The sequence below is a fragment of the Streptomyces sp. WMMC500 genome (genome assembly GCF_027497195.1).
Lineage (GTDB): Bacteria > Actinomycetota > Actinomycetes > Streptomycetales > Streptomycetaceae > Streptomyces.
This window is the reverse complement of sequence record NZ_CP114905.1, coordinates 5548038-5569291: the sequence shown is the minus strand read 5'-3', so window position 1 is coordinate 5569291 and position 21254 is coordinate 5548038. Positions and strand designations below refer to the sequence as shown.

Here is a 21254-nt window from a genome sequence, read left to right as displayed (position 1 = left end):
CGCTCGTTCGGTCTCGCTCGTTCGGTTTCGCTCTGCCGGATCGCGCTCTGTCGTCACATGTTCCGGCCCAGCACTGTAATCGAGGGAAACCGAGAGGCCAGAAGGGGAATGTGCGTCAAGCGCCGGGCAGTGCGCGGAGCAAATCGCCGAGTACCCGCCGATACTCCTCGATCCGGGCGCGGTCGGCCGCCGACGTTTCCGGGGCCGCGGCGAGCACGCCGAGCATGTTGCGCAGGTCCGCGAGCAGCAGCCAGTACGTCGCCCCGGCCACCAGCTCCGCCAGCGCCCCGTCCGCCGCGGCCCAGTCCCCTGCGGCGGCCCGGCACACCAGCCGGGCTCCGGCCCGGTCCGGGTCGGTGACGCCGCCCGCCTGCATCGCCGCCTCCACCGCCGCCCAGCGCTCAGACGGCTGCGGGCCCCGCGTCAGCCGCGCCAGCAGGGCGTCGTCGAACTGGTAGAAGCCGTCCTCCGGATCCGCCGCCAGCGCCGTCGCGACGTGCGGAACGGCCTCCTCGTACCGCCCGAGTTCCATCAGCGTCTCGGCCCTGTCCGAGTGCGCCGCGTCGTGGCCGGGATCCGCCGCGAGCACCGCGTCGAGTGCGCCGAGCGCCTCCTCGTGCCGCCCCTCCAGCGCGAGCAGCCGGCCCCGCCAGCGCAGCGCGGCGTCGTGGTCCGGCCGGTCCGCGAGGATCACGTCGATCTCGGCGTGGGCCTCCGCCGTCCTGCCGAGGTGGCCGAGGGTGCGGGCCCGGCCGAGCCGCGCCCATCTGCGTGTGGTGTCGATCTCCAGGGCGCGCGCGTAGTCCGCGAGCGAGTCGTCGAAGCGGTCGAGTATCCGGTTGAGGGCGCCGCGCTCCTCCAGCACCCACGCCAGGTCCGGGTCGGCCGCCAGCGCGCGGTCGAACTCGGCCAGCGCCTCGTCGAAGCGGTCCAGCGTCACCAGGCACTGGCCCCGGCTGGCGATCGCCCAGGCGTAGTCGCCCCTGATCTCCACGGCGCGGTCGAAGTCCGCGAGCGCCTGCTCCAGGTGCCCCTGGAGGCGGTGCAACTCCCCGCGCTCCGCCCAGCGCTCGGCCCACTGCGGATCCAGCTCCAGCGCCCGGTCCAGGTCCGCCAGCGCCTCGTCGAACCGCTCCATGTGCCGGTAGCACAGCGCGCGGTTGGCGTACGCCCAGTCGTATGCCGGCGCCAGCTCCAGCGCGCGGGTGTAGTCGGCGATGGCCGCCTCGTGGCGTTGGGCGTTCTGGTGCAGCAGGCCGCGTTCGACCCAGCACCACGCCCACTGCGGATCGACCTCCAGCGCCCGGTCCAGATCCGCGAGCGCCTCCTCGGCCCGGCCCAGCTCGGCGTGGCACTGGCCGCGGCTGGCGATGGCGTACGCGTAGGCGCCGTCCGCCGCCTCGACGGCCCGGTCGAAGTCGGTGATCGCCTGTTCCAGGGCGCCGGTGAGGCGGTGCGTCTCGCCGCGCATCGCCCAGGTCACCGGGGAGGGGCTCAGCTCGATCGCCTGGTTCAGGTCGGCCTTCGCGTCGTCGAAGCGCTCCAGGTAGAGCCGCGCCCGGCCGCGCTGGGTCAGCGCCCAGGCGCGGTCGGGGTCGTGCGCGACGCAGTGCGTGAAGTCGGCGTCCGCCTCCAGGTGGCGGTTGAGGTGGACGTACGCCTGGCCGCGGCCCGCGTACGCGCGGGTGAAGTCCGGGTCGAGCGCCAGCGCCCGGTCGAAGTCCACGACGCTGGCGTCGACGTCGTCGCCGTTGCGGCGCTCCCGCCCGCGCAGCGTGTACGCGAGCACCCGCTCCGGCTCCGTCAGCTCCGCCTCCCGCAGCAGGAACGTGCACACCCCGGCGATGTCGCGCGCGTCCTCCCCCAGCGCCGCCAGCAGCCGCCGGCCCCAGTCCCGTACGGGCTCGCTGTCCGCGTCCGTGCCGGCCTGCTCCAGCGTCTGCGCCCACCGCCGGGTCTCGGCCGGGCCGACGTCGGCGGTCTGCAGCGCGTCGCGGCGGGCGCGCGGCAGGGCGCCCTGGGGGTCGGCGCACAGCAGGTGGTACGTCTCGTTGCGGCGGTGGCCGAACCACCGCTCGTCCATCCAGCGGTCCTCCGCCCGGTTGCTCCCCTCCGGGAGGCTCGCCTCCAGCTCCGCGCACCAGCCTGCGTGCGCCGCCGCGAGCGCGCGGTGCTGTTCGCGCCACCGCTGCGGCGACCGGGTGCGCTGCACCCGCAGCATCGCCGAGCGCACCACGTCGTGGTACTGCACCCGGCCCGCCTCGTCGCTGACGAACGGCAGCGCGCGCAGCCACCCGTACAGCCCGCCGGCCGCCGGCTCGACGGCGACGCGGAACACGTCCTCGTCCAGCGCCGGCGGCAGCGCGGCGGCCTGCGCCGCGGACTTCTGCACCGGGTCCGCCACCCACTTCAAGAACCGCTCCACCGCCGTGCGGCTCGGATCCCCGCCGCCGCCCGGGCGGGCCGGCGGCGTCTCGGCGAGCATCGAGGTGAGCACCGGCAGCCGTCCGGACAGGTGCAGGATCTCGTCCACGACCCGGGTGTCGGCGATGCCCCTGGCGGCGATGAGCCCGCGGGCCTCCTCCTCGGTGAAGAGCTCCAGCTCCAGTTCCGCCGCGAAGTCGCCGGCCGGCCAGCGCGCGGGGTCGAGCCGCTGCTGCCCGGCGCGGGTCACCACGACGTTGGCGGGCAGCGTGCCGTAGCGGTCGCTGGTCATGACGTCGCACAGCCAGGCGTCGAGGACCGGCCCGGTCCTCTCGTACGTGTCGAAGAAGAGCGCGATCCACGGCACGGCGGTGCCGACGGCGCGCAGGTCGTCCAGGAAGGCGGGGGTGAGGGTCTGGAGCGGGGAGAGGACGAGCTGCACGTCGTCGTGGCTGCGCAGCCGGGTGGAGAGCGCGGCGCGCCAGCGGTCGAGGCTCTGCGCGACCTGCTGCGGGTCCATCGCGCCCGCGACGGCGCCGAGTCCGGGGACGAGGCCGAGGCCGGCCAGCCCCGCCGTGGCGGCGATGCCGGCGGCGGTCGACGCGGCGGCGGGCGAGGCGGCCGCGGGCGCCTGGGCCACGGGGACGGGTCCTGCCGCATCCACCGGGCCTGCCGGGCCCGGCAGGCCGGGGGCCACCGCGCCGAGGCCGCCGACCGCGCCGGGCGGGCCCTGGGCGCCGTCGAAGGTGGCGACGACGGAGTCCGCCTCGTGGCGCCGCTGGCGGTAGCGCTGCAAGAGCCGGTCGAAGCCCTTCAGCGGGTGTCCCTGGCGGGCGAGTTGGGTGCTGATCGCCTCCATCGCCTCGGGCACGCTGCCCGCCGCCTCGTCGACCTGCGCGGTCAGCGCCCCCTGCTCCCCCGCGAGTTGCAGCAGCCGGCGCAGCAGCGACGTCTTGCCGACGCCGGCGACGCCGTGGAAGTGGAAGAGGAAGCGGTGCGCGGGATCCTCCGGGGGACAGCGGAAGTTGTCCCGGTACGCGGCGATCTCACGCTGCCGGCCGACGAAGCCGGTCCTGCGGCGGTCGCGGATCAAGTCCTGCATGGACGGACGCACTTCGGGCACGGCGCCACCTCCCCCGGGGCGAGCTTAGAGCCTCGGGAGCGGCGGGGCAGGCCCGCCACCGGGTTCCGTACGGGCCGGGCGGCCCGTTCCGTACGGGGCCGGACGCCCCCTTCCGTACGCGCCGGGCGCCCCCGGTCCGTACCGCCCGCTACTGCCCCAGCACCGGCAGCAGTTCCGGCAGCCGGCCGTCCGCCGCCTCCGCCGCCCGCCGCCGCTCCGCCGGCACCTCCCCGTACGTCGTCGTCCGCGGCCGGGCCGGGCGGCCCGCGGCGGCGGCGATGGCGACGAGGTCCTTCACCGAGCGGTACGACCCGTAGGACGAGCCCGCCATCCGCGAGATCGTCTCCTCCATCAGCGTGCCGCCGAGGTCGTTGGCGCCGGAGCGGAGCATCTGCGCCGCGCCGTCCGCACCGAGCTTGACCCAGCTCGTCTGGATGTTCGTAATGTGCGGGTGGAGCAGCAGCCGGGCCATGGCGGTGACCGCGCGGTTGTCGCGCATCGTGGGCCCCGGCCGGGCGATGCCCGCCAGGTACACCGGGGCGTTGGTGTGGATGAACGGCAGCGTGACGAACTCCGTGAAGCCGCCCGTGCGCTGCTGCAGCTCCGCGAGCAGCCGCAGGTGGCCCAGCCAGTGGCGGGGCTGGTCCACGTGCCCGTACATCATCGTGGACGACGACCTGAGCCCCAGGTCGTGCGCCGTGGTGACGACCTCGATCCAGTCGGCCGCGGGCAGCTTGCCCTTGGTGAGGATCCAGCGCACCTCGTCGTCGAGGATCTCGGCGGCCGTGCCCGGGATCGAGCCGAGGCCGGCCTCCTTGGCGGCGGTCAGCCAGTCGCGCACGGACATGCCGGTGCGGGCGGCGCCGTTCATGACCTCCATGGGCGAGAACGCGTGCACGTGGATGCCGGGCACGCGCTCCCTGACCGCGCGGGCGATGTCGAAGTACGCCGTGCCCGGCAGGTCGGGGTGGATGCCGCCCTGCATGCAGACCTCGACGGCGCCCACGTCCCAAGCCTGTTCCGCGCGGTCGGCGACCTGGTCGAGGGAGAGGGTGTAGGCGTCGGCGTCGGTGCGGCGCTGGGCGAAGGCGCAGAAGCGGCAGCCGGTGTAGCAGACATTGGTGAAGTTGATGTTCCGCGTGACGATGTACGTGACGTCGTCGCCGACCGTGGCGCGGCGGAGGTCGTCGGCGATGCCGCAGAGGGCGTCGAGGGCGGGGCCGTCGGCGTGCAGCAGGGCCATGGCCTGGGCGTCGGTGAGCCGGGTGGGGTCGTCGGCGGCGCGGGCGAGGGCGGCGCGTACGTCGGGGTCGAGGCGGTCGGGGGCGGTCGCGGCGGCCGGCGCGGCGTCCGGCGCGGTGTCGGGCGCGGTGTCGGGCGCCAGCTCCCGGGCCGTCTCGCGCAGGGCCTCCCAGTCGCCGTACACCGCGTCGAAGTCGGCGCGCCGGTCGCCCGTGCGGCCCTCGGTGTCGATGGTGCGGTGCAGGTCCGTACGGCCGCCGGCGGCGAGGCCGCCGTCCGGCTCCTGCCACGGCAGCCCCCGCGGGCGTACGTCCCGCGCGAGGCCCGTCTCCGGGTCGGCCAGGGCGGTGACGTGCGGCAGGATCCGCGGGTCGAGCCACGGCTCGCCGCGCCGCACGAACTCCGGGTAGACCGCGAGCCGTTCCCTCAGCTCGAACCCGGCCGCCGCCGACCGCTCCGCCAGCTCGTCCAGCCGCGGCCAGGGCCGCTCCGGGTTGACGTGGTCCGGCGTCAGCGGCGAGACCCCGCCCCAGTCGTCGATGCCGGCCGCGATGAGCTTGCCGTACTCCGCGTCCACGAGGTTCGGCGGCGCCTGCACCCCGATCGCCGGGCCCAGGATGAGCCGGGTGACGGCGACGGTGGCGGCGAGGTCGTCCAGCTCGGCGTCCGGCATGCCGCGCATCGCCGTGTCCGGCTTGGCGCGGAAGTTCTGCACGATGACCTCCTGCAGCCCCTGGTACGCCCGCTGCACCCGGCGCAGCGCGAACAGCGACTCGGCGCGCTCGGCCGGCGTCTCGCCGATGCCGATGAGCAGCCCGCTGGTGAACGGCACGGAGGAGCGCCCCGCGTCCTGAAGCACCCGCAGGCGGACGGCGGGCTCCTTGTCGGGCGAGCCGAAATGCGGCCCGCCGGGCTCGCTCCACAGCCGCTCGGCGGTGGTCTCCAGCATCATCCCCATGGACGCGGCCACCGGCTTGAGCCGCTGGAAGCCCGCCCAGGTGACGACGCCCGGGTTGAGGTGGGGCAGGAGACCGGTCTCCTCCAGCACGCGGACGGCCATCGCGCGGACGTACGCCTGCGTGTCGTCGTACCCGTGCGCCTCCAGCCACTCGCGCGCCTCGGGCCAGCGGTCCTCGGGCCGGTCCCCGAGCGTGAACAGCGCCTCCTTGCAGCCGAGCGCGGCGCCGCGGCGGGCGACGTCCAGCACCTCGTCGGGGGACATGAACATCCCGTGGCCGTCGCGCCGGAGCCGGCCGGGAACGGTGACGAACGTGCAGTAGTGACAGCGGTCGCGGCACAGCCGGGTCAGCGGCAGGAAGACGCTGCGCGAGTACGTGATGACGCCGGGCCGGCCGGCCGCCGCCAGTCCCGCGTCCCGCACCCGGGCGGCGGAGGCGGAGAGGTCGGTCAGGTCGTCGCCGCGGGCCTGGAGCAGCACGGCGACCTCGGACACGTCGAGGGCGACGCCGTCGCGGGCGCGCCTGAGCGCGCGGCGCATGGCGTTGGCGGTGGGGGCGGGGACGGGCGGCGGCTTCATCATTCGAGCATACGAGGCAGGTCGGACACCGTGGCCGACCGCGGGGCGGCGACGGTGGTCGCGGGTGGGCCGCGGTGGGGCCGCGGTGGCGGGCGCGGCGGGCGGGGTTGCGGCCGGATCAGAGGAAGCGGGCGTATGCGTCGAGCTGGCGCAGCACCTCCGTCTCACCGGCGGGCGGGAGTTGGACGACGGTCTCCCGTACGCCCTGCTCGGCGAAGTACGCGAGCTTGCCCTCGCTCGGCCGCACGGCGTACGGCACCACCTCCAGCGCCGCCGGGTCCCGCCCGGCGTCCTCCCACACCTGCCGCAGCCGCGGGACGCTGTCGGCGAGCCCGCCGCCGCCGATGGGCATCCAGCCGTCGGCGTACTCGGCGACGTGCGCGAAGAGGTTCGGCCCCGGCCGGCCGCCGAGGAGGGTGCGCGGCCCGTGGAGCGGGGGCGCGCCCTTGCGCGCGCGGGGTGCCTGGACGGGCTTCGGGTGCGCCTCGGAGGCCCGTACGGCGGTACGGACCGCGCCGCCGCCGCCGGCCGTGGCGGCCGTGTCACCCGCGCCGGCCGGGTCCTCCGCCGCGTCGTACGCCGTGGGCTCCGGCGCCCAGAGGGCGTTCATCAGCCCCATCCGCCGCCGCCCCAGCTCCCGCCGGCCGCGCCAGTCGACGCCGTGGTCGTCGGCCTCCTCGACGTTCCAGCCGAAGCCGACGCCCAGGGTGAACCGGCCGCCGGAGAGGAAGTCGAGCGTCGCGACCTGCTTCGCCAGCACGATCGGGTCGTGCTGGGCCACGAGCGTGATGCCGGTGCCGAGCGCCAGCCGCTCGGTGACGGCGGCGGCCTGGCCGAGGGCGACGAAGGGGTCGAGGGTGCGCCCGTACTCGCGGGGCAGCGGTTCACCCGCCGGATAGGGGGTGTCGCGGCTGACGGGGATGTGCGTGTGCTCGGGCAGGTAGAGCCCGTGGAAGCCGCGTTCCTCCAGCGCACGCGCGAGGGCCGGGGGACGGACGGTCTCGTCGGTGAGGAAGATCGTCATGGAGATACGCATTCGCGCAGTATCCGGCGGGAGCCGTACGCTGGAAAGAACCCACGGCAGCGATTCCCCCGCCCTGATCCGGGAGGTTCGTCATGCGCGTTCGACGGCATCGGCTGAGGATGCTCGCGTCAGGGACGGGGTGCGCCCTCGCGTCGTGCGTGTTCCTGCTGCCCGGGACCGCGGTGGCGCAGACGTCGGGCGGCGGCATCGGCAGCGCGAGCAGCGCGGCCGGGCGCTACGTCGACCCCGGCATGAACGCGGGGTCGACGATGGGCGCGACCGTGGGGACGGGGACGTTCTCGGGCGGGTTCTCGGCGGGCACGGGGAGCACCACCACGTCCGGCGGCTCCGGGACCACGGACGGGGACGGCGACGTCGGCTGGGGACGGCCGTTGCTCCTCGTCGGCGCCCTGGTCCTGGTCTACGCCTTGGGCGGCCACGTGCTGCGCCTGGTCGGCGCCGCGGCGGGCGCCGTGCGCCGCGGCGGGCGGGTGCGCGGGCGCTGACGGCGGGTCCCGGCCGTACGGGCCGTCCCGCCCGTAGCCCCACGACCCACGCGTCCCGCAGTGTTCCCTTTCCGCGCGCGTATAGGACCCGTTTGACTTGCAACCCTGCCCTCGAGGGCGGGGATTCTGGCCTTCTCGATCGTTGCAGTGCCGCTACGCGGCACGGGGTTCGGTCGGGAATCCGTGGCTTCCTGTTTCTTCACGTGGTGCCGGATCAGGTCCGGTCTTATCTACGCTCCGCAGGCTGTCACCGCCGAGTCCGGCGGCCTTCTTCACGTTGGTCGCCGCGTTGACGTCCCGGTCGTGGACCGTGCCGCAGGCCGAGCAGGTCCATTCCCGGACGTGGAGTGGTTTGGGTCCGTCTCGGTGTCCGCAGGCCGAGCAGGTCTGGGAGGTCGGTTCGAACCGGCCGATCTTGATTAGGGTGCGGCCGTACCGGGCCGCTTTGTATTCGAGCATGCTGATGAACTTCGACCAGCCCGCGTCGTGGACGGACTTGGCCATTTTGGTGCGCGCCAGGGCGGTGACCGCCAGGTCTTCCACGCCGATTGCTTGGTTCTCGCGGATCAGGCGGGTGGAGAGCTGATGGTGGAACTCGTGGCGGGCGTCGGTCACTTTCGCGTGGGCGCGGGCGACCTTCAGGCGGGCCTTGTCCCGGTTCTTGCTTCCCTTCTTCTTGCGGGACAACTCCCGCTGGGCCCTTTTGAGCTTCTTCTCCGCCCGGCGCAGGAACCTGGGAGAGTCGATCTTCTCGCCGGTGGACAGGACCGCGAAATGGGTCAGGCCCAGGTCGATGCCGATGGTGTGGTCCGTGTCGGGCATGCGGGCAGCGTCGGCGGCGGGGTCGGTGTCGATGACGAAGGAGGCGAAGTACCTGCCCGCCGCGTCCTTGATCACGGTGACGGTGGCGGGAGTGGTCGGCAGGGTGCGCGACCACTTGACCTTCACCGCCCCGATCTTGGGCAGACTCAGCTGACGACGGTCGGTGAGGGACCAGCGGGCGTTCGCGGTGAACCGGATCGACTGCCGCTTATCCTTGCGGGACTTGAAGCGGGGCGGGCCCAGCTTCGGGCCCTTGCGGGTGCCCTTGAGGGAGGCGAAGAAGTTGCGGTAGGCCGTCTCGGCGTCCCGCAAGGACTGCTGGAGGACGACCGAGGAGACCTCGCCCAGCCAAGACCGTGCCGGGCTCTGCTTCGCGGCAGTGATCAGCTTCTTCGAGAGCTCACCCGCCTTCGGGAAGGCTCCCCCCGCCGCACGGGCGTCCTCGCGAGCGCGCACCGCGTCGTTGAAGACGACACGGGCGCACCCGAACGCCCTCGCCAATGCGACGCGTTGGCCGGTGTCCGGGTACAGGCGGAAGCTGTACCGAAGCTGCATGACGGTCACGATACATATTTGGGTTACGGGAGAGTCGCAGAAGATCAGAGCTGGTCGGCACTGTGCTTTCGTGATGATGTCCACTTGGTCTTTGTGACCAAGTTCCGACACAAGGTGTTCACGGATATTTATCTGGTACACATGGAGAAGATCATGCGGTCGGTGTGCGCGGACTTCGAGTGCGAGCTGGTGGAGTTCAACGGCGAGGACAACCACGTACACCTCCTGGTGAACTTCCCGCCCAAGGTCACCGTCACCAAGCTCGTGAACTCCCTCAAGGGCGTCCCCTCGCGCCGCCTGCGCCAGGAGTTCCCCGACCTGGCCCGCCACTACTGGCGGGCCAGTAAACTATGGTCGGTCCTACTTCGCCGGGACGGTGGGTGGCACCCCGCTCTCCGTGGTCAGGCAGTACACCGAGCAACAGAACCGGCCGGTGTGAGCACTCCCCGGCTCCGACGACGCCGTCGTACGCGGCGTTCGTCCGCGCGGAGGTCCGCCACCCGGCGGCGGACGGCGGGGCGAGCGGCCTGCCGGGGGCGATGGTGGCGATGACGAACCCGATCTGGCTGGGGCGCTGAGGCGGAGGGCTGAGACAAGGGCTGACACGAGGGCTGAGACGGGGTGTTGACGCGGGGAGCCGGGGCGCTTGGCAGAAGGTGCTCCGGCACCCGGGCACAGGGCGGTGGGCCCTACTACAGGGCCCCCGCCACGCCCCCGGGTTTCGGACACCCCTGTTCCGGACGTGCCCGCACGGGCAACGCCTCTTCCGGGCATATAGAATCCAGCCGAACTGCCGTACACGACAGGTTTGGCCTATGTGGTCGTCCACCGTGATCGTCTTCGCCAAGGTGGTCGGCGCGGACCGACCGCACCACCCTCCTGACGAGGCGTCAGCTCACCCGCCGTACGTGGACGGGGGCGCACGGCGAGGATCACACGATGCGCTGCTGCGCGGGGTGTGCTCCTGAAGGCCGAAAAACGTCCACTTACTGGGCCATTGGCCCGGCCACAGCGCTGTCGCTGCTGACTAAAACACCCCCGGCAGGGCAGACTTGGCTATCTGGAATCACCGGGACCGGGGAGGGGGCGGCCATGGCCCACACTGACGAGACGAGTGCGCTGCGCTTCGCCGTGCTCGGTCCCGTTCGTGCGTGGCGCGGCGAGGAGTCCCTCCCGGTCGGCACGCCGCAGCAGCGGGCGATGCTCGCGGCGCTGCTGCTGCGCGGCGGCCGTACCGCCACGGCCCAGGAACTGGTCGACGGCATCTGGGGCGAGGAGCCCCCGCCGCGCGCGGTGTCCGCGCTGCGGACGTACGCGTCCCGGCTGCGCCGCACCCTCGGCGCCGACGCGCTCGTCAGCGAGGCCGGCGGCTACGCGATCCGGGCCCACGGCACCGAGGTCGACGTCGCCACCGCGGAGAAGCTGGCCAGCTCCGCGGAATCCGCCGCCACGGCGGGTGACTTCGCGCAGGCCCGCGAGCTGTACGCGGGCGCGGTCGCGCAGTTCACCGGCGAACCGCTGGCCGGCGTGCCCGGCCCGTACGCCGACTGGCACCGCGACCGCCTCGAAGAGCTGCGCCTGAGCCTGCTGGAACACCGCATCGAGCTGGACCTCGACGCCGCCAAGCACGCGGAGGCCGTCTCGGAACTGACGGCGCTGACCGCGGGCCACCCGCTGCGGGAACGGTTCCGCGAGCTGCTGATGCTCGCGCTGTACCGCAGCGGCCGGCAGGCCGAGGCGTTGGCCGTGTACGCGGACACCCGCCGCCTCCTCCAGGACGAGCTGGGCGTCGACCCGCGCCCGGAGCTCTCCGACCTCCAGCAGCGCATCCTCCAGGCCGACGAGGAACTGGCCGCGCCGAAGGCGGAACCCCTGGCGGGCGACGCCCCGTTCCGGGTCGTACGCCCGGCGCAACTGCCCGCAACCGTCTCGGACTTCACGGGGCGCGTGGGGGTCGTGGAGGAGCTGGGCAAGGAGCTGGCGAACGCGCCGGACACGGTGATGGCGGTGTCGTCGGTGTCGGGCATCGGCGGGGTCGGCAAGACGACGCTCGCGGTGCACGTCGCACACGCCGCCCGCGAGTCGTTCCCCGACGGCCAGCTCTACGCGGACCTCCAGGGCTCGGGCCCGTCCCCGGCGGAACCGGCCGCGGTCCTCGGCGCGTTCCTCCGCGCCCTCGGCACCCCGGACGCGGACATCCCGGAACCGGTCGACGAACGCGCGGCCCTGTACCGCTCGGTCCTCGCCGGCCGCCGCATACTGACCCTCCTCGACAACGCCCGCGACGCCGCCCAGATCCGCCCCCTCCTCCCCGGCACGGAGGGCTGCGCGGCCCTGATCACGTCCCGCACGCGGATGACGGACCTGGCGGGCGCCCACCACGTCGACCTGGACGTGATGGCCCCGGACGAGGCGCTGCTGCTCTTCACCCGCATCGTCGGCGCAGAACGCGTGACCCCGGAACGCGACGCGGCCATGGACGTGGTCGCCGCCTGCGGCTTCCTCCCCCTGGCCATCCGCATCGCGGCCTCCCGGCTCGCGGCCCGCCGGACGTGGACGGTGTCGGTGCTGGCGCGGAAGCTGTCGGACGAACACCGCCGCCTGGACGAGCTGCGCGTGGGCGACCTGGCGGTGAAGGCCACGTTCGAGCTGGGCTACGGCCAGTTGGAACCGGAACAGGCCCGCGCCTTCCGCCTCCTGGGCCTGGCCGACGGCCCGGACATCTCGGTCACCTCCGCTGCGGCAATCGTCGACCGCACGGCGGAGAAGGCGGAAGCGCTTCTGGAAGACCTGGTCGACGCCAGCCTCGTGGAGTCCGCGGCCCCGGGCCGCTACCGCTTCCATGATCTGGTCAGGCTGTTCGCCCGCGACTGCGCGGAGCGCGAGGAGCCGGCGAGCGAGCGCGAGGCGGCGCTGTCGCGGTTGCTGGACTTCTACCTGGCGACGGCGGCGCGGGTGTACGAACTGGACCGCCCCGGTGACACCCTCACCTCGCACCTGGCGCCGGTGGCGTATCAGGGCCTGCACTTTGCCGACCGGCATAGTGCGCAGGACTGGCGCCTGGCCGAGGCGGACTGCCTAATGGCCACCGCCCGGCAGCTTTCCGGCGAGGGCACCCTCGCACGCGCCGTCGACCTGCTGATGGTCACTGTCGACCTGGCCGAGTCGGGAACGTATTCGTACCAGTTCGCGCAGATCGCCGGTCACCTCCTCGTGGCTGCCCGGCACTTGGGCGATTCCCGCAGCGAAGGCCGGGCACACGATGTGCTGGCTGCCTCGCACATCGACTCCGGCCGGTTCGAACAGGCGGACAAGCACGCGGCCGCGGCGATGGGCCTGGCACGCGCAAGTGGGGATCCGGTCATCTGCGGCCATGCGGCCTCCGACCGGGGCATCATCGCCGACCTCCAGGGGCGCTCCGCCGACGCCGCCGTCTACCTAGAGGACGCCCTCGCCGCGTACCGCGCCGACGGGAACCTGTCGGGCGAAGCAAGCGCACTCAGCAATCTGTCGCGCATGCACAGCGACGCCGGGCGGCCGGCACTCGCCGTCGACCTCGCGGAGCAGGCTCTCGCCATCCACCACAAGCTGGGCCCCAGCTTCCGCATGGCCAACTGCATGTACGCGCTGGGCATCATCCTCACCGGCGCGGGCCGACCGGACCACGCGCTCGCTCAACTGGACGCGGCCCTGAAGCTCTTCCGCGAGAACAGGATGCACCTCTGGTACGGCATGACCCAGTTCCGTATGGCTGAAGCACACCTCGCGGCCGAGCAGCCCACCCAGGCGGCGACCCTCGCCGAGCAGGCGCTCACGAGGCTTCACGGCATCGGCGGCGACTGGCACCGCGCCCAGGTGCTCACTGCCCTCGGCCGAAGCCTTCAGCAGATCGGACAGCAGGGACGAGCGCAAGCGTGCTGGAGCGAGGCGGCGGTGCTGCACGAGAAGACGAACTCGCCGGAAGCCGCAGACGTACGTGCTCTCCTGGAACCCGCCACGACTGCCTGAACGTCTCCTCTACGAAGTCATTCATCGAACGTTTATCGCCAGCCGTCATGCTCTTTGTCAGTGGCTCGTCACGTCGGGGGAATGGCGGGTCACGCGAGGTCACTCACCGGCACGATCCGGCGGAGGGGCCACGCAAGGCCCGTCCGGCGATCCGCGGGGGAGTCGCCGGGCGGGCGGCTGCGGAACGCCCAAAGCAGAGACTGGGGGAGCACCATGCCGGAGAAGAAGTCGACAGAGTCCGAGGTGGAGCGGGAAAGGCGCAAGACCCTTCCGCCGCGCAAGATCGAGCCGATCGACGTCGATGAGCCGACGCTGCCGGATGACCCGTCGAAGGATGACGACGAGGACATCTTCAAGCCTCTCGACAAGCACAGGCCCTGATTGACATCACTGAACGGCCCGAGGGGGGGCCGAAACGGCCCGGTCGCGGCAGCAAGATGGGGACTGCTGCGGCCGGGCCTTCCTCTGACTCGGAGCCCGACTTGCCTTCTCCCAGCCACACCGTCCGTCGACATCAGGACGTACACCCCGGCGCTGCTGACACAGCGCCGTACTCCACGACAGACTGTCGATCGAGGCGGGGTGTACCGGAGGGGGTGAGGTATGGCCGGGCGTCGGGAGGTGATGGCGACGCGCGACGGGGGCGGCGAGTTACTGTACTTCGGCCTGCTCGGACCGTTGGCCGCCTGGCGCGGCGCCACGCCGATCAACGTCGGACCGCCCCAGCAGCGCACCGTCCTTGCCGCGCTGCTGATCGGCTCCGGTCACCACGCCACCACGCACGAGTTGGTCGACGCGATCTGGGGCGAGGACCCTCCGCGCGACGCCGTGGGGACGGTACGGACCTACGTCTCGCGGCTGCGCAAAGCCCTCGGGCCGGACGCGGACCTCATCACCGGCCAGGCAGGCGGCTACGTCCTGCGGCCGGGAGCCGGCGCCGTATCGGACGCGGCGGTCGCCGAACAGGCCGTCGCCCACGCCGACTCGGCGACCCAGCGCGGGGACGCCGCAAGCACCCGTGCGCTGCTCCGCGAGGCCCTTGCCCTCTGGGACGGCGAACCGCTCGCCGGGCTGCCCGGGGCGTTCGCGGAGACCGAGCGCGCGCGGCTCACCGAGTGGCGGCTGTCGCTGCTGGAGCGCCGGCTGGCGCTCGACATCGAGGCGCACGACTACGCCGACGCGATCTCGGAGCTGACGGCGTTGACGGCGGCGTATCCGCTGCGGGAGCGGTTCCGGGAGCTGCTGATGCTCTCGTTGTCCCGCAGCGGCCGGCAGGCGGAGGCACTGGCGGTCTACACGGACAGCCGGCGTCTTCTGATCGATGAGCTGGGCGTCGAGCCCGGCCCGAAGTTGGCGGACCTGCAGCAGCGGATCCTCCGGGGAGGTGAACAGCCCGTGGCACCGGTGGCCACCACGACCCCGCGGCTGTCGCCTGCTCAGTTGCCGGCGAGGTTGGCGGACTTCACCGGGCGGGACGCGTTCGTCGACGAGCTGGGCAAGCAGTTGGAGCAGACGTCCGGCATGGTGATGGCGGTGTCCTCGGTCTCCGGGATCGGCGGCGTCGGCAAGACCACCCTTGCCGTGCACGTCGGGCACGCCGTACGGGAGTCGTTCCCCGACGGCCAGCTCTACGCGGACCTGCAGGGCGCGGGTGCGTCCCCGGCCGAGCCCGCTGCCGTCCTCGGCTCGTTCCTGCGCTCCCTGGGCACCCCGGACGCGGAGATCCCCGAGCCGCTGGAGGAACGCGCCGCCCTCTTCCGGTCGATGCTCGCCGGCCGCCGCGTCCTGGCCTTACTCGACAACGCCCGCGACGCCGCCCAGGTACGCCCCCTGCTCCCCGGCACCGAAGGCTGCGCCGCGGTGATCACCTCCCGCGCCCGCATGACGGACCTGGCCGGAGCCCACCACGTCGACCTGGACGTCATGGCCCCGGACGAGGCACTGCTGCTCTTCACCCGCATCGTCGGCGCCCACCGCGTCACCCCGGAACGCGACGCGGCCATGGACGTGGTCGCCGCCTGCGGCTTCCTGCCCCTGGCCATACGCATCGCCGCCTCGCGGCTGGCGGCCCGGCGGACCTGGACGGTCGCGGTGCTGGCGCGGAAGCTGTCCGACGAACACCGGCGCCTCGATGAACTCCGCGTCGGGGACCTGGCGGTCAAGGCCACCTTCGAGCTGGGCTACGGCCAGTTGGAACCGGAACAGGCCCGCGCCTTCCGCCTCCTGGGCCTGATCGACGGCCCGGACGTGTCTCTGAGCGCGGCGGCGGCGGTCCTGGACCGCACGGAAGACGACACGGAGGAACTCCTCGAAGACCTGGTGGACACCAGCCTCCTCGAATCCGCAGCCCCCGGCCGCTACCGCTACCACGACCTCCTGCGCCTCTTCGCCCGCACCTGCGCCGACCGCGAAGAACCGTCGGCGGACCGCGACGCGGCACAGTCCCGCCTGCTGGACTTCTACCTGGCCACGGCCGCCCGCGTCTACGAACTCGGCCGCCCCGGCGACACCCTGATCCGGCACCTGAGTCCCGTAACCCGCGCCGGCCTGGACTTCGAGAGCCGCGAGGCGGCACAGAACTGGCTCTTCAGTGAGGCGGAGTGCCTACTCGCCGCCGTCCGTCAGTTCGCCCACGGCGACTCGCTCCCTCGCACCGTAGACCTGTTGCTCACCGCCAAGGACCTCGCGGAGTCCGGCCTCTACTCGCCACGGTTCGTCCCCCTGGCCACCGCTGTGCTCCAGGCGGCGGAGCAGTCGGGTGACGTTCGCAGCCAGGCCCGTGCCCACGTCGTCCTGTCGTCGGCCCGCCAGTTCACGGGGCGGTTCGAGCTGTCGTACGAGCACGCCACCGACGCCCATCGCCTCGCCGATGCCTGCGGTGACATCTGGGTGACCGGCGAGGCCGCGAACGACCGCGGTGTCACCGCTTCCCTCCTGGGACGTCAGGAGGAAGCAACAGACTGCCTCGAACAGGCCCTCGTCGCCTACCGGGAGGACCGGAACCTGGACGGGGAGTCCTGCGCACTGCGCAACCTCGCCCGCATCCACGGCGAAACGGGCTCGACGACCAGAGCGATCGAGCTGGCGGAGCAGACCGTGAGGCTCGACGACCAGGCCAAGGCTCCGCTCCGCCTGGCGAGTAGCAGGTACTCCCTGGGCGTCGTGCTCAACACAGCGGACAGACATCTCGAAGCACTCACCCAACTGGACGCGGCCGCGATGCTCTTCCGCGAGAACCGCATGGAGCTCTGGGAGGGCCTGGCCTACTTCCGGATCGCGCAGGTCCACCTCGCTGTGCGCGCACCGGCCGAGTCCGCCGCGTACGCCGAGAAGGCCCTGTCTCGGTTCCGGGGCATCGGCGGCGACTGGCACCGCGGCAGTGCGCTCACGGTGCTCGGCCGGGCCCTCGGCGAACTCGGACAACCCGACCGGGCACAGGCGTGTCTGTCCGAGGCCCGTGCTCTGCGTGAGTCCGGATCGACACAGGCTCAACAGGCATGAGGTCCCGCCGCTGCCAGCAGCGCACGAGGGTGGGAGCGACACCGGCGGCCGTCGAGGCAGCGCCACCGCGCAGAGCGCCGCAGTCTGTCAGGCGGACTGACTGGGAGGCCCGAAGCCTCAGCCCTGCGGGGCCTGCGTCGAGCCCGATTTCTGAAGGTCACGGGCCTCGGCCAGGCACGCCCGCGCCCGGTCCGCCTGCCCGAGTTCGTCCAGGGCCCGGCCGAGCACGGTCAGCACGCTGCCCCGGTGCCAGTCCCCGCCCATGCCGCGGAGCTGGGAGAGCGCCTGCTCGGCGTACCTGGCGGCTTCGGCGGGCCGCTCTACGGTCAGGTGTGCCTCGGCCATCCGGAAGTGGGTCATGCCGTACCAGAGGTGCATCCGGTTCTCGAGGAAGAGCTTCCGCGCCGCGTCGAGTTCCGTGAGCGCGTCGTCCGCTCGCCCGGCCACGGTGAGGGCGATGCCGAGTGCGTACAGGCAGTTGGCCATCCGGAAGCTAGGGCCCAGTTTGTGGTGAATGGCAAGTGCCTGCTTCGCGAGGTCGAGGGCGAGTGTCGACCGCCCGGCATCGCCGTGCATCCGTGAGAGGTTGCTCAGCGCGGTCGCCTCGCCCGACAGGTTCCCGTCGGTGCGGTAGGCGACGAGCGCGTCCTCCAGGTGGGTCGCGGCGTCGGCGGAGCGGCCCTGGAGGTCGGCGATGATGCCACGGTCGGAGGCGGCGTGGCCGCAGATGACCGGGTCTCCGCTGGCGTGCGCCAGCCGCATGGCCTCCGCGGCGTGCTTGTCGGCCTGTTCGAAGCGGCCGGAGTAGATGTGCGAGGCGGAGAGCACGTCGTGCGCCCGGCCCTCGCTGCGGGGGTCGCCCGAGCGCTGGGCGGCCGTCAGCAGGTGCCCGGCGACCCGCGCGAACTGGTGCGAGTACGTGCCCGACTCGGCCAGGTCGGCGGTCACCATCAGCAGGTCGACGGCCCGGGCGAGAGTGCGTTCGCTGGCGAGCTGGCGCGCGGTGGCCAGCAGGCAGTCCGCCTCCCCCAGGCGCCAGTCCTGCGCGGTGTGCCGGTCGGCGAAGCTCAGGCCCCGGTACTCCACGGGGGCGAGGTGCGAGGTGAGGTTGTCACCTGGGCGGTCCAGTTCGTAGACCCGTGCCGCCGTCGCCAGGTAGAAGTCCAGCAGGCGGGACTGTGCCGCTCCCCGCTCCCCCGGCGGTTCCTCCCGCTCCGCACACGTGCGCGCGAACAGGCGCAACAGGTCGTGGTAGCGGTAGCGGCCCGGGGCTGCGGATTCCAGGAGGCTGGTGTCCACCAGGTCTTCCAGGAGTTCCTCGGCGTCGTCCTCCGTACGGTCCAGGACCGCCGCCGCCGCGCTCAGCGACACGTCCGGGCCGTCGACCAGTCCCAGCAGCCGGAAGGCACGCGCCTGTTCCGGTTCCAACTGGCCGTAGCCCAGCTCGAACGTCGCCTTCACCGCCAGATCCCCGACCTGGAGCTCGTCCAGACGCCGGTGTTCGTCCGACAGCTTCCGCGCCAGCACCGCGACCGTCCATGTCCGCCGGGCCGCCAGCCGCGAGGCGGCGATGCGGATCGCCAGGGGGAGGAAGCCGCAGGCCGCGACCACGTCCATGGCCGCGCCGCGGTGGGGCTCCACCCGGTCGGCGCCGACGATGCGGGTGAAGAGCAGCAGGGCCTCGTCCGGGTTCATCACGTCCAGGTCGACGTGGTGGGCGCCGACGAGGTGGGCCATGCGGGCGCGGGAAGTGATCAGCGCCGCGCAGCCCTCCGTCCCCGGAAGCAGGGGGCGTACCTGGGCGGCGTCGCGGGCGTTGTCGAGCAGGGCCAGGACGCGGCGGCCCGCCAGGACCGAGCGGTACAGCGCGGCGCGTTCCGTGAGGGTTTCGGGGATGTCGGCGTCCGGGACGTTGAGGGCGCGCAGGAACGAGCCGAGGACGCCCGCCGGATCGGCCGGTGACGGGCCCCAGCCCTGCAGGTCGACGTACAACTGGCCGTCCGGGAAGGACTCCCGGGCCGCGTGCGCGACGTGTACGGCCAGCGTCGTCTTGCCCACGCCGCCGATGCCCGAGACCGACGAGACCGCCATCACCATGTGCGGCGCCTGCACGAGTTGTTTGCCCAGCTCCTCCACCACGTGGCCGCGGCCGGTGAAGTCCGGCAGCGTGGCGGGCAGTTGGGCCGGGGCCACCGAGGCCGTGACCGATGCGGGGGCCGGCTGGTCCGTGCCGCGCAGGATCCGCTGCTGGAGCGCCGCCAGCTCCGGGCCCGGTTCGACGCCCAGTTCGTCGGTGAGCTGGCGCCGCGTGTCGGTGTAGACGGCGAGCGCCTCCGCCTGCCGGCCGCTCCGGTAGAGCGCCAGCATCAGCAGCTCCCGGAACCGCTCCCGCAGCGGGTGCGCCGCCGTCAGCGCCGTCAGCTCCGAGATCGCCTCCGCGCGCCGGCCCACCTCGACGTCCAGCGCCAACTGCGCCTCCAGCAGCGACAGCCGCCACTCGGCCAGCCGCGTGCGCTGCCTCTCGGCGTACGGGCCGGGCAGGCCGGCGAGCGGTTCGCCGTCCCACAGGTCCAGCGCGCCGCGGCGCAGCTCCCCGGCCCGCTCGGGGTCGCCCGCCGTGTGGGCGGCGTCCGCCTCGGCCGCGAGGCGGGTGGCCGTCTGGACGTCCAGTTCGGCGCCCGGGTGCAGGTGTACGGCGTAGCCCCCCGCCTCGCCGCGCAGCAGGTCGGCGTCGGGGCCGAGGGCGCGGCGCAGGCGGGAGACGTAGGTGCGTATCGTGCCCGTCGCGTCGCGCGGCGGGTCCTCGCCCCACACCGCGTCGACCAGCTCTTCCACGGCCACGTGCCGGCCGCCCCGCAGCAACAGCACGGCGAGCACGGCCCGCTGCTGCGGTGAGCCCATGCCCAGGGGCTGTCCTGCGCGGGTGACCCGCACCGGTCCCAGCAGGGCGAAGCGCACCGGCGCGCCCTCCGCCGGGCCGTCGCCGGATAACCCGGCGCGCTCACCGTCGGACATCGCCACCCCCTGTCCCGTCCCGCGCACCCAGTCTGCCGCACCCGCGACATCCCCCGCCACCGGCCCTTTCGCGACAGCCGGGCGGGCGCGGTCACCAGCGGATTGACGACCCTCGACGCACCGTCAACGGCGTGTCCATGGCCGTCCGTTTCGCTGTACGGCATGAGCGACTCGACTCCCCGGAAAGATTCGCAGGCACACGGTCTCCGCCTCGTCGACGCGTTCCCGGACGAGCTGTTCGCCCCCCGGCCCGCGCGGCGGCTCCCCGCACCACCGCCGCCGCACCTGGTGCCGGTGCTCGCCGAGTTGTCGCGCGGCACGCCCGACACGGTCGCCTGCCGCAACCTGCACATGTCCCCGCGGACGTACAGCAGGCGGGTGGCGGAACTGCTGGAGTGCCTCGGCGCGCAGAGCCGGTTCCAGGGCGGGGCGCAGGCGGTGCGGCGGGGGTGGCTGGTGGGGGCCTGCCTCGCCGGTACGGCGGAGGGCGGCTGATCCGCGAAGCCCCGGGATCTGCGCCCCGAGTCCCCTCTCAGGTACGGGCCGTGCCCCGGCAGCGCGGGCAGCGGCACGGCGGCCAGCGCCGGGGCAGCGGCACCGGTTCCGGGTCCGAGGGCAGGTAGCGGGTACGGCGCGCGGGGCCGCGGCGGCCGGACCGCGTGACGTGGTAGACGGTGAGCGTCAGCCCCGGGTGGTCCGGCGGCGGGCGCAGCGGTTTCGAGGCCATCGGACGGCGCCCCCTCACCGCGGGCGGGCGGCGGGCGGCGTACGGGGCGTACGGGGCAGTCCCCGCGGCCCGGTCACCGGCGGCCGGAGTTCGCCGGTGACCGGGTGCCGCCCGCGGTGCGCGGTCGCGGCGGTTCCCGGGGCTCCCGCGGGGCCGGGATGTCGACGAGGTCCAGATAGGCGAACGCGAAGACCGCGGCCTCCGAGCGCGAGCGGACCTCGATCTTCCGTACGGCGTTGCTGAGATGCGCGCGCACCGTCCGTTCCGATATTCCGAGCCGGCGGGCGATGAGGCGGTTCCCCGCGCCCGTACCGACGAGATAGAGCGTCTGCCGCTCGCGATCGGTCAGCAGCGGGATTCCGCCGGGATCTCCCGGCGCCCGTAACCGCCCTTCCGCGGCGGCCTCACACGGGCTCGCCTTCCCTTGGCCCACGACAGTCAGCCCTCCCAGCCCCCCGTTTCGCAGTGTCACGGCAGCCGCGAAAGTATTCCGGCGGCCGGACGCGGGTCAAGGAATCCGGGCGTCCCCGCGCAATGCTGGCGATGACTCGCCACTATGCCCGCGGCGCCCTTGCGGCAGCGTCCCGTACGCCCCATCCGTCCCGCCCCGCACGGCCCTTGACCAGGGGCCGGCACCCCCGGGGCGCGCTGAACGAAACCTTGACGTGGGCGTTAATCAAACGTTGACCCGCCCCTGCCATCCTCGTATCAGGCCCGCAGCAGGGGGAACTGCCGGGCCGAGCGGTCGGCCGCTATCTACACCGGTCAGG

General features: G+C 73.2%; 12 protein-coding genes and 1 pseudogene. 6 read left to right on the top strand and 7 right to left on the bottom strand.

Features of this window, described 5'->3' with window-relative positions:
- Positions 1-115: 115 nt before the first annotated feature.
- From O7599_RS24055 to O7599_RS24045, 3 genes are all read right to left on the bottom strand, one after another.
- Positions 116-3547, bottom strand: coding sequence for a tetratricopeptide repeat protein (locus O7599_RS24055; RefSeq protein ID WP_281617689.1), 3432 nt, complete (start codon positions 3545-3547; stop codon positions 116-118).
- A 148-nt stretch (positions 3548-3695) separates the two neighbouring features.
- On the bottom strand, positions 3696-6329 hold the full coding sequence (locus O7599_RS24050) for a bifunctional FO biosynthesis protein CofGH (protein WP_281617688.1): 2634 nt from the start codon (positions 6327-6329) through the stop codon (positions 3696-3698).
- A gap of 115 nt (positions 6330-6444) precedes the next feature.
- Positions 6445-7362 carry an LLM class flavin-dependent oxidoreductase gene (locus O7599_RS24045; protein ID WP_281617687.1) on the bottom strand — a complete coding sequence of 306 codons (918 nt, stop codon included), beginning with the start codon at positions 7360-7362 and terminating at the stop codon, positions 6445-6447.
- A gap of 80 nt (positions 7363-7442) precedes the next feature.
- Here O7599_RS24045 and O7599_RS24040 point away from each other — a divergent pair, with 80 nt between their 5' ends.
- Positions 7443-7856: a hypothetical protein gene (locus O7599_RS24040; RefSeq protein ID WP_281617686.1), complete on the top strand. Its 414-nt coding sequence runs from the start codon at positions 7443-7445 to the stop codon at positions 7854-7856.
- A gap of 153 nt (positions 7857-8009) precedes the next feature.
- On the opposite strand, the gene O7599_RS24035 is transcribed toward O7599_RS24040, so the two are convergent.
- A complete protein-coding gene (locus tag O7599_RS24035; RefSeq protein ID WP_281617685.1) occupies positions 8010-9233 on the bottom strand; it encodes an RNA-guided endonuclease TnpB family protein in 1224 nt (407 codons plus the stop codon).
- A 73-nt stretch (positions 9234-9306) separates the two neighbouring features.
- On the opposite strand from O7599_RS24035, the pseudogene tnpA reads away from it, so the two are divergent.
- From tnpA to O7599_RS24015, 4 genes and pseudogenes are all read left to right on the top strand, one after another.
- Positions 9307-9672: pseudogene (gene tnpA / locus O7599_RS24030) on the top strand (IS200/IS605 family transposase).
- A gap of 653 nt (positions 9673-10325) precedes the next feature.
- Positions 10326-13241 carry a BTAD domain-containing putative transcriptional regulator gene (locus tag O7599_RS24025; RefSeq protein ID WP_281617684.1) on the top strand — a complete coding sequence of 972 codons (2916 nt, stop codon included), beginning with the start codon at positions 10326-10328 and terminating at the stop codon, positions 13239-13241.
- Positions 13242-13454: 213 nt separating this feature from the next.
- Entirely contained in the window at positions 13455-13622 is a 168-nt protein-coding gene (locus O7599_RS24020; RefSeq protein ID WP_281617683.1) for a hypothetical protein, read from the top strand.
- A gap of 222 nt (positions 13623-13844) precedes the next feature.
- Positions 13845-16742 carry an AfsR/SARP family transcriptional regulator gene (locus O7599_RS24015; protein ID WP_281617682.1) on the top strand — a complete coding sequence of 966 codons (2898 nt, stop codon included), beginning with the start codon at positions 13845-13847 and terminating at the stop codon, positions 16740-16742.
- A 117-nt stretch (positions 16743-16859) separates the two neighbouring features.
- Here the strand turns inward: O7599_RS24015 and O7599_RS24010 are convergent, their stop codons facing one another.
- Complete coding sequence (locus O7599_RS24010; protein WP_281617681.1) at positions 16860-19757, bottom strand: BTAD domain-containing putative transcriptional regulator; 2898 nt, start codon at positions 19755-19757, stop codon at positions 16860-16862.
- A 162-nt stretch (positions 19758-19919) separates the two neighbouring features.
- On the opposite strand from O7599_RS24010, the gene O7599_RS24005 reads away from it, so the two are divergent.
- Positions 19920-20252 carry a hypothetical protein gene (locus O7599_RS24005; RefSeq protein WP_281617680.1) on the top strand — a complete coding sequence of 111 codons (333 nt, stop codon included), beginning with the start codon at positions 19920-19922 and terminating at the stop codon, positions 20250-20252.
- Positions 20253-20289: 37 nt separating this feature from the next.
- Here O7599_RS24005 and O7599_RS24000 read toward each other — a convergent pair whose 3' ends face one another.
- Both O7599_RS24000 and O7599_RS23995 read right to left on the bottom strand, forming a co-directional pair.
- Positions 20290-20484, bottom strand: coding sequence for a hypothetical protein (locus O7599_RS24000; protein WP_281617679.1), 195 nt, complete (start codon positions 20482-20484; stop codon positions 20290-20292).
- 73 nt (positions 20485-20557) lie between these two features.
- Positions 20558-20917 (bottom strand): helix-turn-helix transcriptional regulator, encoded by a 360-nt coding sequence (locus O7599_RS23995; protein ID WP_281617678.1) that lies wholly within the window; start codon positions 20915-20917, stop codon positions 20558-20560.
- Positions 20918-21254: the final 337 nt, after the last annotated feature.

What these genes read in the sequence shown, in the direction of transcription:
- O7599_RS24050 (WP_281617688.1), bottom strand. Translation starts at nt 6,329, where the DNA reads ATGATGAAGCCGCCGCCCGTCCCCGCCCCCACCGCCAACGCCATGCGC.
- O7599_RS24045 (WP_281617687.1), bottom strand. Translation starts at nt 7,362, where the DNA reads ATGCGTATCTCCATGACGATCTTCCTCACCGACGAGACCGTCCGTCCC.
- O7599_RS24040 (WP_281617686.1), top strand. Translation starts at nt 7,443, where the DNA reads ATGCGCGTTCGACGGCATCGGCTGAGGATGCTCGCGTCAGGGACGGGG.
- O7599_RS24035 (WP_281617685.1), bottom strand. Translation starts at nt 9,233, where the DNA reads ATGCAGCTTCGGTACAGCTTCCGCCTGTACCCGGACACCGGCCAACGC.
- O7599_RS24025 (WP_281617684.1), top strand. Translation starts at nt 10,326, where the DNA reads ATGGCCCACACTGACGAGACGAGTGCGCTGCGCTTCGCCGTGCTCGGT.
- O7599_RS24020 (WP_281617683.1), top strand. Translation starts at nt 13,455, where the DNA reads ATGCCGGAGAAGAAGTCGACAGAGTCCGAGGTGGAGCGGGAAAGGCGC.
- O7599_RS24015 (WP_281617682.1), top strand. Translation starts at nt 13,845, where the DNA reads ATGGCCGGGCGTCGGGAGGTGATGGCGACGCGCGACGGGGGCGGCGAG.
- O7599_RS24010 (WP_281617681.1), bottom strand. Translation starts at nt 19,757, where the DNA reads ATGTCCGACGGTGAGCGCGCCGGGTTATCCGGCGACGGCCCGGCGGAG.
- O7599_RS24005 (WP_281617680.1), top strand. Translation starts at nt 19,920, where the DNA reads ATGAGCGACTCGACTCCCCGGAAAGATTCGCAGGCACACGGTCTCCGC.
- O7599_RS24000 (WP_281617679.1), bottom strand. Translation starts at nt 20,484, where the DNA reads ATGGCCTCGAAACCGCTGCGCCCGCCGCCGGACCACCCGGGGCTGACG.